The organism is Paenibacillus sp. Y859 (genome assembly GCF_056786405.1).
The window spans coordinates 172228-189478 of sequence record NZ_JBXCIZ010000004.1; the positions used below are offsets into that span (position 1 = coordinate 172228).

The 17251-nt window shown below is 41.7% G+C and carries 12 protein-coding genes and 2 riboswitches; of the genes, 5 read left to right on the forward strand and 7 right to left on the reverse strand.

The annotated features are described in order from the left end of the window. Nucleotides 1–36: 36 nt before the first annotated feature. The gene (locus AC1TO8_RS11880) at nucleotides 37–5076 is read left to right on the forward strand and encodes a MucBP domain-containing protein (RefSeq protein WP_482055824.1); all 5040 of its coding nucleotides are present in this window, start codon (nucleotides 37–39) and stop codon (nucleotides 5074–5076) included. A 57-nt stretch (nucleotides 5077–5133) separates the two neighbouring features. Here the strand turns inward: AC1TO8_RS11880 and AC1TO8_RS11885 are convergent, their stop codons facing one another. Then, nucleotides 5134–5784: an anthrax toxin lethal factor-related metalloendopeptidase gene (locus AC1TO8_RS11885; RefSeq protein ID WP_482055825.1), complete on the reverse strand. Its 651-nt coding sequence runs from the start codon at nucleotides 5782–5784 to the stop codon at nucleotides 5134–5136. 57 nt (nucleotides 5785–5841) lie between these two features. After that, nucleotides 5842–5929: riboswitch (cyclic di-GMP riboswitch) on the reverse strand. Nucleotides 5930–6025: 96 nt separating this feature from the next. Beyond that, a riboswitch (cyclic di-GMP riboswitch) is annotated at nucleotides 6026–6112 on the reverse strand. A gap of 241 nt (nucleotides 6113–6353) precedes the next feature. On the opposite strand from AC1TO8_RS11885, the gene AC1TO8_RS11890 reads away from it, so the two are divergent. The 3 genes from AC1TO8_RS11890 to AC1TO8_RS11900 all read left to right on the forward strand — a co-directional run bounded on the left by AC1TO8_RS11890 (nucleotide 6354) and on the right by AC1TO8_RS11900 (nucleotide 9191). Continuing rightward, entirely contained in the window at nucleotides 6354–7070 is a 717-nt protein-coding gene (locus AC1TO8_RS11890; RefSeq protein ID WP_482055826.1) for a hypothetical protein, read from the forward strand. Between the two features lie 156 nt (nucleotides 7071–7226). Continuing rightward, entirely contained in the window at nucleotides 7227–8201 is a 975-nt protein-coding gene (locus AC1TO8_RS11895) for an aldo/keto reductase (RefSeq protein WP_482055827.1), read from the forward strand. A 144-nt stretch (nucleotides 8202–8345) separates the two neighbouring features. Further along, the gene (locus AC1TO8_RS11900) at nucleotides 8346–9191 is read left to right on the forward strand and encodes a VOC family protein (RefSeq protein ID WP_482055828.1); all 846 of its coding nucleotides are present in this window, start codon (nucleotides 8346–8348) and stop codon (nucleotides 9189–9191) included. A gap of 142 nt (nucleotides 9192–9333) precedes the next feature. Here AC1TO8_RS11900 and AC1TO8_RS11905 read toward each other — a convergent pair whose 3' ends face one another. From AC1TO8_RS11905 to AC1TO8_RS11920, 4 genes are all read right to left on the reverse strand, one after another. Next, complete coding sequence (locus AC1TO8_RS11905) at nucleotides 9334–11046, reverse strand: ABC transporter ATP-binding protein (protein WP_482055829.1); 1713 nt, start codon at nucleotides 11044–11046, stop codon at nucleotides 9334–9336. A gap of 100 nt (nucleotides 11047–11146) precedes the next feature. Continuing rightward, complete coding sequence (gene rsiV, locus AC1TO8_RS11910; RefSeq protein ID WP_482055830.1) at nucleotides 11147–12028, reverse strand: anti-sigma-V factor RsiV; 882 nt, start codon at nucleotides 12026–12028, stop codon at nucleotides 11147–11149. A 1-nt stretch (nucleotide 12029) separates the two neighbouring features. Continuing rightward, nucleotides 12030–12536, reverse strand: coding sequence for an RNA polymerase sigma factor (locus AC1TO8_RS11915; RefSeq protein WP_482055831.1), 507 nt, complete (start codon nucleotides 12534–12536; stop codon nucleotides 12030–12032). 224 nt (nucleotides 12537–12760) lie between these two features. Continuing rightward, nucleotides 12761–13648, reverse strand: a complete 888-nt coding sequence (locus AC1TO8_RS11920) for a TetR/AcrR family transcriptional regulator (protein ID WP_482055832.1) — start codon at nucleotides 13646–13648, stop codon at nucleotides 12761–12763. 329 nt (nucleotides 13649–13977) lie between these two features. Here AC1TO8_RS11920 and AC1TO8_RS11925 point away from each other — a divergent pair, with 329 nt between their 5' ends. Then, nucleotides 13978–15438, forward strand: coding sequence for a DHA2 family efflux MFS transporter permease subunit (locus AC1TO8_RS11925; RefSeq protein ID WP_482055962.1), 1461 nt, complete (start codon nucleotides 13978–13980; stop codon nucleotides 15436–15438). A gap of 109 nt (nucleotides 15439–15547) precedes the next feature. Here the strand turns inward: AC1TO8_RS11925 and AC1TO8_RS11930 are convergent, their stop codons facing one another. Together AC1TO8_RS11930 and AC1TO8_RS11935 are read right to left on the reverse strand one after the other, a co-directional pair. Next, the gene (locus AC1TO8_RS11930) at nucleotides 15548–16384 is read right to left on the reverse strand and encodes a MurR/RpiR family transcriptional regulator (RefSeq protein WP_482055833.1); all 837 of its coding nucleotides are present in this window, start codon (nucleotides 16382–16384) and stop codon (nucleotides 15548–15550) included. Nucleotides 16385–16479: 95 nt separating this feature from the next. Further along, nucleotides 16480–17238 carry a PHP-associated domain-containing protein gene (locus AC1TO8_RS11935; RefSeq protein ID WP_482055834.1) on the reverse strand — a complete coding sequence of 253 codons (759 nt, stop codon included), beginning with the start codon at nucleotides 17236–17238 and terminating at the stop codon, nucleotides 16480–16482. Between the last annotated feature and the right edge of the window lie 13 nt (nucleotides 17239–17251).

The following is a 17251-nucleotide window of genomic DNA, read 5'->3' on the forward strand; positions in this document are numbered from 1 at the left end:
CGGGGAACTAAATCCATAAATATCAAGGAGGAAACAATGAAACGGAGCTTAAGACGTATAGCGATGTGGGTGCTCGTATTTTCGGTGTTCATAGGACTTATACCAGGGACCTTGCTAACAAGCTCTGCTGATGCAACGAATCAGCCAGAATGGCCCAATCCGGGTGCAGTCAATCTAACAAAGGTGGCTGTGCCTACAGGGACATCGGGTCAATGGAAGGTAACGTTGACCGTTGAGGGTAAGAATATCCAGAGTAATAGTACCACAGACGTTGTAATGGTCATCGACCGGTCAGGCAGTATGGATGATTCGAATCGAATGAAGAACGCCAGAGCAGCCGCAAATAAATTCGTCGATAATTTACTAATTAAAGATTCGACAACAAGAATTGCGGTGGTGTCCTTTTCTGAGGGTATAACAGATGTAGCTGGATTTACAGGGGTTAGTGGTAAAGCAGCTCTGAAGACTGCTATTGGCAAGATTTCTGCTAGTGGTGGTACCAACATTCAGGCAGGGATTCATCGTGCTGATGAGTTATTGGCGGGAAGCCAAGCACAGAACAAGGTCATTATTCTCTTAAGTGATGGCGAACCGACTTACAGCTATAAGGCAGATAAGGCGACAGCTTATACCTGGCCAGGAGATACAAAGGCAGGGTTTGCACTTTCAGAGTTTAAGTATGGGAGCACCCTTGGTTCAGGTTCGGACTATGGATTAAAGTATGGGTCATGGCCCTTTTCTAAAGATGAAACTTATAAGGTGAATAAATTTGATGTAAAAGATAATGGTATTGCAACCATATCAGAGGCCAAACTAGCCATGGATAAGGGAATTAGTATTTATTCCATAGGACTCGATGTTGGGAATAATAACAATGCCAAAGATGTATTGAATAAGAGTCAAAACAAGGGGTATTTTGCTTCAACCAGTAATGAGTTGAACAACGTCTTTACTGATTTGTCCAGTAAGATTTCCTTTGCAGCGGAGAACGCAAAAGTTATCGACCCGATGGGAGTCGAGTTCGATAAGATCGGTGATATCACCGTTTCTCAAGGAACGACAAAATGGAACAGTGGGACAGAAACGATCGACTGGAATATCGGTAACATTGCCGAGGGTTCTCCAGCAACGATGAGCTATACCGTTAAGATGGATGCGAACGCAGATCCGGAAGTGTTACATCCAACGAACAAAAAAACAACATTGACCTATACTGATGCCAATGGCAAGCCGGCATCGAAGGACTTTAAGGTTCCAGAAGTGAGCTTCGGTAAAGGTTCCATCACCGTTAGAGGGTATTATGTTAATGCGCAAGGCGATCCAATCAATACAGCCGGAGTTGTTGTAGATAGCGAAGATAAAGCAGAACAGCTATACGATGAACCGTTTACTGTATCTGGAAAGTCAGCGCTTGATATCAACAAGACCTATTCGGTATCAGCCAAAGATGTTGATGGTTATTTGCTCAAAAAGGGTGATAATCCAACAAGTAAGAAATTGACTACTGCTGATCCTAATCCAACCATCTGGTTCGGGTATGTGAAAGCACCTTATAATCTCAATGTAGAGTATAAGGCTGGAAATATCGAGCTAAGCCCAGCTGAAGTCATTAAGAAACTTCAAGGTGAATCAGTAAATTACGATTACAGCAGCAAATTAATTCCAGGCTATACTTTCAAGAACGTAACCCTTAGTACAGGTAGTGGGTTAACCGTAAATGGTGGACACGTAACGGGAACGATGCCTAATAAGGAAGTAACGATCACAGTGAACTACACAGCAGACGCACAAGCGGTCACTGTGAAGTACTTGGAAGAAGGAACGAACAAGGTATTAGAGGCTGCAACGACTAAAGCGGGTGTAACGGGGGAGAATGTTACTCTTACAGCAGTGCCAGTGACTGGCTACACAGCGAAAGCTGCAAGCCACAGCTATACTTTTAAAGCAACTCCGGGCCAAGAGCATATCTTCTACTATACAGCAGATGCACAAACGGTCACTGTGAAGTATTTGGAAGAAGGAACGAACAAGGTATTGGAAGCTGCAATCACTAAATCAGGTGTAACAGGAGAAACTGTTGAGCTTACAGCGGCAACAATTCCTGGCTACACAGCGAAGGCACTAAGTCACAGCTATACCTTGACGGGAACTTTGGATCAAGAGCATATCTTCTACTACACAGCAGACGAGCAAGCGGTGACTGTGAAGTATTTGGAAAAAGGTACGAATAAGGAACTATCTGCTGCAACCACGACAGCGGGAGTAACAGGGGAAATCGTTACACTTGCAGCGACGACAATTGCTGGCTACACAGCAGAAAAGGCAAGCGAAAGCTATACTTTTACAGCTGATGCAAGCCAAGAGTATATTTTCTACTACACAGCAGGCGCACAAGCGGTGACTGTGAAGTATTTGGAAGAAGGCACGAACAAAGTATTGAAGGAAGCTACGACTACAGCAGGTGAAACAGGAAAGACCGTTACACTTACAGCGGAAAAAATTCCTGGCTACACACCCAAAGCAGCAAGTCACAGCTATACCTTTAAGGCAACTTCGGGTCAAGAGCATACCTTCTACTACACAGCAGGCGCACAAACGGTGACTGTGAAGTATTTGGAAGAAGGCACGAACAATGTATTGGAGGCTTCAATCACTAAAACGGGTGTAACCGGAGGAAACGTTGAACTTACAGCGGCAACAATTGCTGGCTACACAGCAGAAAAGGCAAGCGAAAGCTATACTTTTACAGCTGACGCAATCCAAGAGTATATCTTCTATTACACAGCAAACGAACAAACGGTGACTGTGAAGTATTTAGAAGAAGGAACGAACAATGTATTGGAGGCTCCAATCACTAAGCCAGGTGTAACCGGGGGAACCATTACACTTACAGCGGCAGCAGTGACTGGCTACACAGCTAAAGAGGCAAGCCACAGCTATGCCTTCGCAGCTGATGCAAGCCAAGAGTATACCTTCTACTACACAGCAAATGAACAAACAGTTACTGTGAAGTATTTGGAAGAAGGAACGAATGCGGAATTATCTGTTGCAACAACTGAAACGGGTGTAACCGGAGAAACTGTTGTACTTACAGCGGTAACAATTCCTGGCTACACAGCCAAAGCATTAACTCACAGCTATACCTTTGCTGCAGGAGCAGATCAAGAGCATATTTTCTACTACACAGCAAACGAACAAACGGTTACTGTGAAGTACTTGGAAGAAGGAACGGATACGGTATTAGAAGCGGCAACTACTACAGCAGGTGAAACAGGAAAATCTGTTACACTTACAGCGGTGACAGTGGCTGGCTACACAGCGGTGAAGGGAAGTGACACCTACACCTTTACAGCAGGAGCAGATCAATCCTATACTTTCTATTACACAGCAGACCAACAAACGGCTACTGTGAAGTACTTGGAAAAAGGAACGAATGCAGAATTGTCTGTTGCAACAACTGAAGTGGGTGTATTGGGTGGGACTGTTACACTTACAGCAGCTCCAGTGACTGGCTACACAGCCGAGGTGCCAAGTCACACTTACACTTTCACTGCAGACCTGAATCAAGAGCATATCTTCTATTACACAAAGGATGCTCCAATTGTTAATGAAGGCTATGTTACAGTGAATTATGTATATGTGGATTCAGAAGGAACTGAAATAGTTCTGCAAGATCCTACTATGCATAGTGGTGAGATTGGACGTATGCTACCACTACAGGCAGGGCCGATTGTATTGTCTGATGGTGTATATACACCGGTTAATCCTAACTTTGACTATCTAATCAAGGATACAGAAGGGCAGCAGCATACTTTCTACTACACGAAGAATGCTCCAATTATCGAAGAACGAGATGTAACCGTGAATTATGTAGATCAATTAACTCAACTATCGTTGATTGACCCTGTTGTGATTAGCGGCAATGTAGGGGATATACTTTCATTACAGGCAGAGCCGATTACAGTGTCTGATGCGGTATACATGCCAACCATTTTCAACATTGATTATCTAATCACAGATGCACTCGAACAGCAATATACCTTCGAGTACATGACAGATGATGTTGAAGATGTACAGCAGTTAATCGTGAGATATGTGGATAAAGATACAAAGGCAGAGCTTGGTCAACAGATCGTGACAGGAATTGTGGGTACAACCGTTACATTAACGGCAGGAGCAGTTGAAGGATATACTCCTGATGAGGCTACAGCTGAGTACGAATTTAAGGATACAGAAGGACAGGAATATATCTTCTATTATGTGAAGAATACGCCTACAACTCCGCCAGTTGATCCAGAACCGAACCCAAGTCCGAACCCGAATCCGAGTAATCCGGGTACATCAACACCAGGTCCATCAGGTGTAACACCGTTGCCTCCGGCACCTCCAGTAATTGCACCATTACCTCCAGCACCACCAAGGTTGGAGATGGATGATCACTTTAATTACATTAATGGTTATCCAGATGGAACGATTAAACCGGAGAACTTGATTAGCCGTGAAGAAGTTGCAGTGATCTTCTATAGATTGATGGATGATGCGACACGCAGCGATTACTTGAAGAAGATTAGCTCATATGGAGATGTCGAGAGTAGTCGTTGGTCGAACAAACACATTGCTACGATGGAGAATGCAGGCATCATCACTGGATATCAGGATGGGACATTTAAACCTGGTCAACAAATTACAAGAGCAGAATTTGCTGCAATTGCATCAAGATTTGATAATCTCAATGAGCAAGAGAACACGTTGTTCTCGGACATTAAAGATCATTGGGCGGCAAAATATATTGTATCTGCAGCGAATAAAGGCTGGATTAAAGGTTACCCAGATGGACAATTCAAGCCTAATCAATACATTACGCGAGCGGAAGCAATGGCTTTCATCAACAGTGTATTGAATCGTAAAGTTAACGTAGATGGTATTCATGAAGATGCTAAGGCTTGGCCGGACAATGCAACAGATAAGTGGTATTACACGGACGTGATCGAAGCAACTAACTATCATGATTACAGTAGAAACGAAGATGGATCCGAGACTTGGGATCAAGTGAACCCTGATCGCGTGTATCCTTAAGTAATAAACAAAAACTCCTCTCTGTTCAATCAGAGGGGAGTTTTTGTTTATATAAGATTAACTATTGAACAGCTTGTCCATATAATTATAAGTTAACGGCGTGCTCTTCTTCAATTCTTCACGTGTTGTATCATTATATAAGTATAGGCTAGCTGCTTCAGCGAAATATTCCTCTGGATAAACAGATACGTAGCCATCTTTGTTATAGTTAATATTTGCTTCTTTGTTAAATATGTTCTTGAAATCTTCCTTACTACTTGCTCCGTTAAATACGAAACGATCTACAGCATGCATTGTTTCATGGATCTCTAGGTTGAAGGAGCTGTGGCCTTTTCCTTTTTTGCTATAACCGATGCGGACAACGACAACCTTCTCGCTGACACCAGGGACATCATCCCATGTTAATCCAGTACCTTCCCAACCTCTTGGGGTTACACCTTTTAAGTAGAGTAATTCAGGAACGTTGGTAATGATATCATTGGTTAATTTAATTTTTACACCTTTATCGGACAACGACTTCAAGATAGGAGCTGGGATTTTCTCGAGCCGCCCAATCATTGCGTCTGCCTCTTTCACGTTATAATTACCTGTTGGCAAAATAACTAATTGATCAAGTAATACATTTTTAGCTTGAACAGTTTGTGTAGGTAGTGCCCCAATTAAAGTGAATATGATAAGTATAGTTAATATACGTTTTGTCCATTTCATTATAAATGTTCCTCCTAGAGCCAACGAATCTATGAATAGAGGACGTTGAGCTTCAATATCGGTAACTGGCTAGCATAGCGACAATGTCGCGGTAGCTCCTTTAGTTTTGCGCCACCATCTTTCAATGGGTTTGCCTTTGTCAATACGGGGTTGACATATGAAATTGATATATAAGTACGCAAAAACCCCTCTTACCGAAGTAAGAAGGGTTGGATAACAACGATTAACGTTGCACTTCTATATCGGTAACTGGCTGGCATAGCGAAGTATCGCGGTAGCCCCTATAGTTTTGCGTCGCCATTTTTCAATGGGTTTGCCTTTATCAATATATTAAATTAGGAATTGAATCTATCACTATCATCTAATATTAATAGTAATATTAATAGATTGAATAGTCAAGATGAAGTTATCTGAATTAACAAGAAAACCACTCCATTGTTGGAACTCTGATAATTGACTGGAAGGCATAGTCGGTTTTGTTTTTTTTGCAACCTTTTAAGATCATATGCGTCTTAGAAAGTAAAGACATAAGCGTGTAAGAGAACGTATAGGAGAAAGGGGATAAATAAATGTTCAGAATGAGAAATTTAGGATGGATGGTTGCGGGAATTGCAATATTCATGCTTTTTGGGTGTAATGACACAACGAATGTGGTGCCAGATACGAAGGAACAGATACAAGAACAAGCACCGGAATTGCAGCCACAGGATCAAATAGGGGAACAACTACAAGAGGAACTACCGCAGGAGCAAACAGCCCCATCTCCAGAGGAGGGCATGCCACCGACCGTGTTAGAAGCTGCAACAACAATTATGAGAGCTCTTAAGGATAGTGACATGAGCACGGTTGCTGCATGGGCACACCCAGAGAAGGGCATCCGCTTCACACCGTATGGTCATATTGATACTGATAAGGATCTCATATTTACAAGAGATGAGTTAGGGACTGTAATGCAGGAACCTAAGGAGTGGATGTGGCGGACATTCCCTGGTTCTGGCGAGGAGATCAAGTTGACGTTCGCAGAGTACTACAATCGGTTCGTCTACGATGCAGACTTCATGAAAGATGCGCAGATTGCTGTGAATGAGGGATTGGGAGAAGGCGCCATGATCTATAATCTGAAGGAAGTATATTCGGAGGAGCAGTATGACTTCGTTGAATACCATATTGCTGGTATTGATCAATCTGTTGATGTGATAGATTGGCGCAGTCTACGTCTTGTGTTCGAGAAGATAGGCGTGGATCGTGCGCTAGTAGGTATTATCCATGATCAATGGACACCCTAAGAGTAGATTAATAAGGTTGGATGAAGACAGCTACAGCACGATCGTAGCTGTCTTTCTGTTGTCTCCTACAGGAGCTATTGAGGAGATTTAAGTAGGAGGGTAAGATGGAAGCATATATGAGCATGATAAATGTAATTAATAAAGGAGAAGATTAACTTGAAATATCGTCGTCTCGGAAATAGTGGACTAGAGGTATCGGCATTGGGATTGGGGACAAATGCGTTTGGAAAACGGGCGGATCAAGAAACATCTACCAAGATTATTCATCATGCTTTAGATAGTGGCATTAACTTTATTGATACAGCTAATATTTATGCGGGCTCTGAATCGGAGAGGATTATTGGACAAGCATTGGGCGGAAGACGCGACAATGTCGTATTAGCAACAAAAGCTGGTTTAGTGAACGGGAAGGGCCCGAATAAGAGGGGCTCATCCCGCTATCATTTGCAACATGAGTTAGAGAATAGTCTTAGACGTTTGCAAACAGATTATATTGATGTGTATCAAATTCATACATTTGATCCTAATACCCCGTTAGAAGAAACATTACGAACTTTGGATGATATGGTTCGCTCGGGGAAGGTTCGTTATATTGGTGCATCTAATTATGCGGCCTGGGAATTAATGAAGGCGATAGGTATTAGTGAGAACAAAGGGTATCTGCGCTATGTCTCAACGCAGATTAGTTATTCTCTTGCAGATCGTACACCGGAACAGGAGCTTGTTCCTTTCTGTTTAGATCAGGGGGTAGGTATCATCCCATATTTTCCACTGGCAGGTGGCATACTAAGCGGGAAGTACACTTCAATAGATAAGGCACCTCCAACCTCAAGAGCTGTTACGGATCCGAACTTCAATAGATTCCTTAATGAGAGTACGGTAACACTTGGACAGAATGTGAGCAAGCTTGCAGTAGAGCACGGCTATACTCCTAGTGTATTATCGCTAGCATGGCTTATGGATCGACCTGCTGTCTCAACAGTGATTGTGGGTGCGACACGTATTGAACAACTAGAGGATAACTTGAAAAGTGTTGAGATAAACCTTGATTCAACAGTAACCCAGCAGTTGGATGAGATTAGTAATCCATCCCGTTATGGTGAACCATTCGCTGTGTATCGTCTCCCTTAAGTAACTTCGGCCACATTCTTATAGGATGTGGCCCTTTTTATATAATAAGGTGCTTTACTTTATAGCCATCACATTGTATTATATAAATATAGTTACTAACTTAATTAATGCTGCTATAAAATAAACATGAAGGGTATGTGACATATGAGTAAATTTCATCAAGAACCGAATATCTATGTTGGAGAGGTTCATATTAAGGTCCAAGAGTTAGATCGTGCAGTAACATTTTATGAGAATATTATTGGTCTAAGCGTATTGGAAAGAACGGCTAGTCGAGCTGTTCTGACAGTCAATGGAAAGACAGCGTTAGTTACTCTTGAGCAACCCTCAGATGTTATTCCTCTTGCCGGGCGCTATTCGGGGTTGTATCATTTTGCAATATTGCTTCCGGAGCGCAGGGATCTTGCTGTATTCCTACGGCATTTGATTCAGACCAAGTATCCATTTGGGGCTGGAGATCATGTTGTGAGTGAGGCCTTATATGTTACAGATCCTGATGGGAATGGGATTGAGGTATATTGGGATCGTCCTTCTTCGGAATGGAAATGGGACAATGGCTTGGTGGAAATGGCCACGCTCCAGATCGATGCTCAGGGGATCCTTGCGGAAAGTAATGAGCTATGGAGCAAGCTATCATCGGGAGCCATTATGGGACATATGCACCTTCATGTAGCGAACATTAAGCAAACAGAGCAATTCTATCATGATGCTCTTGGATTCAAGACCGTATTATATTATCCGCAAGCTGCATTCATGTCTACTGGGGAATATCACCATCATATTGCGATAAATACTTGGCAAGGTACAGGCGTACCGACGCCACCGAAGAATATGGTTGGATTGAATTGGTACACTCTAGTGTATCCTAATGAAGAAGTGAGACAGAGCGCAGTGACTAAGCTGAAACAAATCGGTGCGACCGTCACGAAAGACTCGGATGGATATGTAACGAGTGACCCAGCAGGCAACCGGATACGATTAGTTATTTGAGAATAAGTCGGAGATGATCACATGGAGCGGTTAGCGACAGAGGTAGCACCTGCTGTATGGAAGGCACTTAATAAATAACGTAATATGGATATCCCTCCCCCATGACAAAGAAGACGCCTTTGGGCGTCTTCTTTATATCTTATTAGCTTGGTTGCATCTGATGCAGGCGACTGTAGGCTCCGTCAGAGGTAATCAGTTCTTCGTGTTTGCCTTGTTCAGCTATGCCGTGCTCATTAACGACGACGATACGGTCAGCATGACGGATGGTCGATAAGCGATGCGCAATAACTAATGTTGTGCGGCCCACAGACAGTTCCGCGAGTGATTGTTGAATCGCTGCTTCTGTCTCCGTATCCAGCGCTGAGGTTGCCTCATCGAGAATAAGAATCGGTGGATTCTTAAGAAACATACGAGCAATGGATAAGCGTTGCTTCTGGCCGCCAGACATTTTTACTCCCCGTTCACCGATAATGGTATCCAATCCTTCCGGTAGACTGCGAATAAGTTCAGCAAGAGACGCTCTACGCGCTGCTTCCCAAATCTGTTCATCGGATGCTTTCAGATCTCCATACGCAATATTCTCTCGGATGGTACCTGAGAATAGGAAGACATCTTGCTGGACAATCCCGATATGCTTGCGAAGGGATTGTATCTTGAATTGTTTGATATCCATGCCGTCAATGGTGATTCGCCCAGCATCGACATCATAGAATCGAGGCAGAAGGCTACAGATTGTCGTCTTACCTGCTCCCGATGGACCCACGAAGGCGATGGTCTCTCCAGCCTGGATCGTCAGATCAAGATTACGGAGAATGGTTCTATCCGCTTCATAACCGAAGGTGATATTCTCGAAGTGAATATTTCCTTGTACGCTATCTACTGTAACAGCATTAGAAGAATCAGCAACGTCGGGATCGGTATCGAGTATTTCTGTGTATCGTTTGAATCCGGCAATTCCCTTAGGGTAACTCTCAACAACGGCATTAATCTTCTCAATCGGACGGAAGAAGATGTTAGATAATAAGATGAAGGCCATGAATTCGCCCAGATCGAGGTCGCCTTGTATGAAGAACCAAGCACCACAGATCATGACGAAGATCGTAATCAGACGCATCATCATATAACTAATGGAGATACTCTTGGCCATTGTCTTATAGGCTAGTAGTTTGGTCTTGCGATAATTCTGATTATCGACTGCGAATAGCTCCTCTTCGTGGCTCTCGTTAGCGAATGATTGTACGACACGGATACCACCGACATTATCTTCGATTCGAGCATTGAAATTACCGACTTTCCCGAATAGGCTGCTATATGTGGATGTCATCTTTTTACCGAAGTAGATGACAAGCCATGCCATTAGCGGCACGATGATGAATGTGATCAACGCAAGTTCTAGATTGATGTAAGCCATTAATGAGAAAGAACCAACGAGCGTCATTACGGCAATGAATACATCCTCTGGTCCATGATGCGCTAACTCGCCAACATCATTCAGGTCATTTGTGATTCTACCCATTAGATGGCCAGTCTTATTATTGTCGAAGAAACGGAATGAGAGTTTTTGGATATGACTGAACATTTTGCGACGCATATCTGTCTCAATATTGATCCCCAACATATGACCCCAGTACGTAACGATATAGTTCAGAATCGTATTCACTACATAGATAGCCAGTAAGGCGATACATGCCCACACGATCAGCGACCAATCCCCACTAGGTAATAAGTCATCAATGAACTTGCTAACAGCAAGTGGAAAAACTAGTTCTAGCAATCCTGCGATAATAGCACAGGCGAAATCCAATATAAAAAGACCTTTATATGGACGATAATAGGTGAAAAAACGACGTAACAACTGCTATCACTCTCTTCCTTCTACAATGATTATGAATTATCTAACTATCCTATCATGCATTGTAGAAGATGAGAAACAATATCACAAGATTAGTTCATTATTAGTGAATATACAGTGGGTCGATTAGAACATCAGAGAGGACGTCTGTTGGAATGATAAATTCCACAATACCCATATAACCTGGAGCGACATCATACTTATTAAAAGAAATGACTAATTTACCTTCATTATTAATATAGAAATGGGTATCTTTCGTGATACTATCGAACGGATCTACCATACTTTCGATTTTATTAGTCTCAGTTGCAAGCCAATATATTTTATCAGGATCTGCTTTCATTTGTGTACTCATCTGTTCTTTGATATTGTCGCTAATGACTGTGAGATATTGAACATCCTTAAATAGCATAGGCAGGCTCAATAATATTTGATTCACCTTATCGATCGTGTCATATTGCATCGTTGTTGAAGATGAACCTACGGTATTTACTTCATATCTGCTGATGGAAAGTATTTGTTCATTATCCGTTAGAATTTCGTACCCCGTATCTATCCCTAAATGACCACCACCATTTTCTTTTAAAGCTGCCACATCAGTCTGGAACTCATCATATAGCTTTTTGTTTTCATTGAGGTATTTCTCATTTAGACTCTGTTCCAATGTCTCATTCCCTAGATTCGTAATGGCGGGTACCTTTAAGTCAGCATTATAGGTTCCATCATCGATTGTATATTCTTTAAAAGTAAGTACCTTCACGATACTATCCACACCCGGTATGGATGACAGGGCATTCGCAATGGTTGTACTGGCGTTTATTCCGATAACGAACACGAGTGCTGCCGCACTAACCCCAGCTAGCCACTTAGAGCCGACTTTTCTCTTCTTCCTAGTGTTTAAGGCTTTCTTTACTATGAAATCTAATTCGTCGGGAATAGGCACGTCATTATATTCATCTTGTAGTTGTTTTAATTTAGGGTCCATGTTATTTTGCCTCCTTGGAAGTTTCATCATTCATTTGGATTCTTAATAATTGGAGAGCTTGATACAACCTTGTCTTGATCGTATTCACATTCTCATGTAATACTTCTGCGACTTCCTCAATCTTTAAATCTTCGAAATATCTAAGCACAATAATACTCCGATATTTATGGGGCAGATCGTCCAACGTTCGTTCTAAGTCGATATCTGGATAAACGTCAACCTGCCCAGGACTATAAGCTTCTAATATGTTATCATCTACGAACTGAATCTTTTTTTGCCTCCTCAAGAAATCTAAAGATGTATTGACTACAATTCTATAGAACCAGCTCTTGACGACTTCAGGATTATGGAGTGAATCTATGGATGCGATCGCTTTACAGATCGAGTCCTGCACAATATCGAGTGCATTCTCTTTATTCTTAACGTAGCTGAACGCTAACCGATAGACGTTCTCTTTGTGATCCGTTATACAACGTATAAGCAATTTCTCTGTTTTCCTGTTATGCATGATGGAGCTTCTTCTCCTTTCTTTGAAAATCCCTGTTTGAACGTGCTAAGCTGAGTTTTCATAGGGTGTGTGATAGTTTATATATGTAGGACGTGTGGGCAATCCTAAAAAGTTTTAACTTTCCGATTAAATTAAAGAAACCACCCCATGATTGAACTGCATCTCCAATTGTTAGTTGTGTCTAACAATCGGGGTGCAGTTCAGATTAGGAGTGGTTTGTCTTTTCATATCATTTTAGATAACACGTTATGATATTTTTCGAATTCCGTCGTTTCATTAATCTGGGGACACATATTCAAAGATAATAGAGCACTTTCAATTAAGAAGATCCGTGGTTCCTTGTTGTTCACCATTTCCTCTTGGATAAAGTATAACAGCTTTAGATGCGTGGACTTTTTCGGAACATCGGCACCCAGTACTTTTTCGATCCTTTTTTTCAAACTTAGTGTTGCGATAGAAAGTTCATTATTAAAAAAATCAGTGCAAACTGAGCTAGGACTCAATTTGTGTATTTTATCTGGTGAGAGCATTTGAATACCCTTTGTACTTACTTCTTCTACAATGGCCTTAATACGCTCCATACAGTAATCGATCATTTGTTTCAGAGAGATAGATGCGTTCATAGCACGACATGTTTGAATCATATGTTGCAGAATCCCTGTAAAAAGAATAGCGTTATCTAATAAATAAGGCTTTTTATCTTCAGGGAATATATGAACGAAACGGCTATGTACCCATTTTAAAAAGAGGAATTTGGATTGTTTGATAAACTTAATTAATTCTGGATCATTGGAAGCCATGACATCATCTATGAGTTGTAATATTTTGTTTTCTTTATTTAATATCATCGTCAGATAAATTTGTTCGGTAAATATGTGTATATCAGACAGATCTTCGCCAATGAGCAGAGCATTACGTTCTTCCTCAAGTTGGTTGTGAATGGAGGTAAAGACAGCTTTAAACAGCTCCCCCTTAGAATCAAAATAATTATAAAAGGATCCTTTGGAAATTCCACTATGATTCAATATATCTTGAATAGACGTGGCATGGTATCCTTTTTCGATAAATAACTCATGTGCTTTATGAATGACATGTTCTTTGCGTTTATTCATAATAATTTCAATGCCCCTTTAAGCTGGACTCTTATTCTAGAATAGACTAGCCCATTTCGACGCATATTACAATTGAATTAGACACCGTTAATAAGCTAAACGAAATAGGGTCTGTCTATGACATCGTTTGCAGTAAATTTCCCTTGTCAAATAAAAGATAAGAGTGTAATATGTATTCTGCTGTAACTACAGTCCAAAATTGTACCGCCAGTCTCCTGGAGGGTGTTACTATAATAATACGGTTACTAAATTAGAATAATTAGGAGGATTTCAAATTGCAGGAAAAAGAAAAACAAATAAAACCATCATATGGGGTCATAGCCATTCTAATGATTGGTGCATTCGTAGCATTGTTAAGTAATACATTGCTCAATATAGCTTTACCATCGATCATGAAAGAGTTCGCTGTGTCGGCTCCAACCGTACAGTGGTTAATGACTGGCTATATGTTAGTGAATGGTATTATGATTCCGTCAACGGCCTTTTTAATTCAAAAGTATACAGCGAGACGACTATTCTTAATCGCTATTGGGTTATTTGCAGTGGGTACTCTCATTGGAGGATTCTCACCGAATTTCTCCATACTATTGATGGCTAGAATGATTCAAGCCTCAGGGGCAGCGATTATGATGCCATTATTAATGAATGTGTTATTCACGACATTTCCACCTGAGAAACGCGGATCAGCCATGGGGATGTTCGGGTTAGTTATGATCTTTGCACCCGCTATCGGGCCAACGTTGTCAGGATGGATTATTCAGCACTATGCATGGCCAGTACTATTCCATATCATCTCACCGATCGCCATATTAGTATTCATTCTCGCCTTCTTTAAATTACATGATGTGAAAGAAAAAGTGGATATTAAGATCAATGTTCCCTCTATTGTTTTATCAGCTATTGGGTTTGGGGGGATATTATACGGATTTAGTTCAGCTGGAAATGAAGGATGGGATGCCCCAATTGTATACTCGACAATTATTATCGGGGTCATATCCTTAGCGGTCTTCATTATACAACAATTGAAAATGAAACAGCCTATGCTTGACTTCAGAGTCTATAAATATCCTATGTTCGCCTTATCTTCCGCGATTTCGGTTACATTAAATATGGCGATGTTCTCGGCTATGATGCTCATGCCTATCTACCTTCAGAACATTCGAGAAATCTCACCTCTAGATTCCGGATTGCTTATGTTACCTGGAGCGATCGTTATGGGGATAATGTCACCGATTACAGGAAAAATATTTGATAAATTCGGAGCGAAGGTATTATCAATTACGGGTCTAGCCATCGTTATTATTTCTACTTATTATTTCAGTCAATTGACAGATACTACGGAGTATATGGCATTGATGATGTTGTACACCGTGAGAATGTTCGGTATCTCGATGGTTATGATGCCAGTAATGACTAACGGCTTAAATTCCATACCAGGAAAAGCTATACCGCATGGTACAGCCATGAACAGCACCATTTCACAAGTATCAGGGGCTATTGGTGGAGCGTTACTTGTAACCATTATGTCCACTCGTACCGTCACACATGCAAAAGAAATGGTGGGAGCAGCGGTTAGCAAACTAGCTACACCACCTACTCCCGGCGAGTTAGAAGAAATACAACAACAGATTCTTTCACAAGCTACTATTGAAGGAATTAATGATGCATTTCTAGTGTCAGCAGGAGTAGCTGCTGTGGCATTAATCCTGGCATTCTTTATCAAGAGATACAAACCAACGGAAGAACCGCAACAAGAGAAAGTGGTTGGTAAGGAAGTAGTGAGTCAATAGGAATGTTGCCAGGATAATGATATAAACAACAAGCTCCAGTACCTATGCGTCTGGAGCTTGTTGTTTTTTTGCGCTTAAAGAGCTTCATTATCCTCTGTATGGGATTTTTCTACTTGGGTAATAGCGAGGCGTAATTCTTACGCATTGCATGAAGCTGCTGTAGTTTCTCCATCGCCGACTCACCCCGATGTCCAGCCAGTGATATAGAAAGACTCTCAACAATGGTCATTGGAGCCACAAGGGAATGAAAGGCATCCCTGTCACCACGGTCCACTTGGAGGACGATGTCGCTGTCATTAATCATATCCGAGAGTAGAAGATCCGTAACCAGAATCGTTGTATAACCAGACTCGGAGGCTTGATCCAAAATGACTGTCGCTTCAGGGGATTTACGGACGAAGCCGAAGAAAAGAACGACGTCATTGTGACCTGCATGGACGAGACTTTCCAGCAATTCATGTCCACTTTGAGCCATAATCCGAACTTCCATGCCAATCCGATTCAGTCGGAATCGTAATAAATCACTTAGACATGAAGTGGAGCCCGGCCCGTGAACATATACTTTATCCGCAACGCTTAGCACCTCTACAGCTTGGTCGAACGCTTGACGAGAAATTCGCTTTGCCGTTTCTTCCAAATTAACCGTCGCCGAGGTAATCATCTGAACGACGACTTCACCTTCGGTTTTGTCCAAGACATGTTTCATTTTGCGTGCTGGGGTTGAATGCTGTATTTCCTGCAAATATTTCTTGAATGATTTCAAATTATCATACCCAATGGCTTTCCAGAATCGAGATACTGTTGCAATGCTGACGCCTGTCTTGGTCGCAATATCTTCTTCCGTATAGAAAGGAATCCGTTCGGGTGATTTAACGATGAAATCGGCAATTTTCTGTTGGCTTTTGGACATTTGATTAAATGGAATCTCGAATTCGAGCTTGTTCATGGGCATCCTCCCATAGAGTAAGTAACCAGCCATGATGACTGAGAAAGTAATATCCACATTGTATCTTCTTCAGTCCGATTTTCCAAACTGTATGATTATACAATCAATTTCCCGTGCTGTTTCAAAAGCTTCTTAATCAAGTTTGCACCCTTCACTTTTTCCTCAAGACATGGAGATACTATGATCTGATAACGTCCCTGCTTGATACAAGCGGATAGATCAGAGACTTTGTTATAGTCGCCATCTAGTTCGTTGAGGACACTTCCGAATTGAAGAGGATGATGCGTATCGCTACCTGCAACCATCGGAATACCGATACTATGAGCCAACGCCTGTACAGTATCTCTCATGGTTGGGCCGTAGGAGAATAGATCCTTGGCATTGAGATCGAAACCATCAAGTCGACGGAGTAATGCAGGATCATGTTGGGTTAGGGAGTTACTCTCCCGGTAAGGATGAGCTCCGATTCTCAGTAACGATAATTCATCGCACCAATCAAGTAGCTTTTCGAAACCTATGAATTTGTCAGCTTCGGTATGGGGTTCGAGTCTTGAACGCAGTTCCAAGATAGCGCCTCTCGTACCGATAACGAGGATGTGACCTCCGAATTTGACGTCGATTTCCATGCCTGGGAACACTTTGAACCCATCTACGTCGTAATAATCTTCTATATATGTATAATGGCGATCCAACGCATCATAGATATCATGGAAATGGTAGGTGTTAAAGTGTTCTGTCATGGCAATAGCGTTGAGACCATTGAATACAGCCTCTTGAATTGATTCTTGGAAATATTCAATAGAAAATGTTGTTTTTTTAGTCAATTTGATATGGGAGTGAAGATCGATTTTCATTGGTAATGCTCCT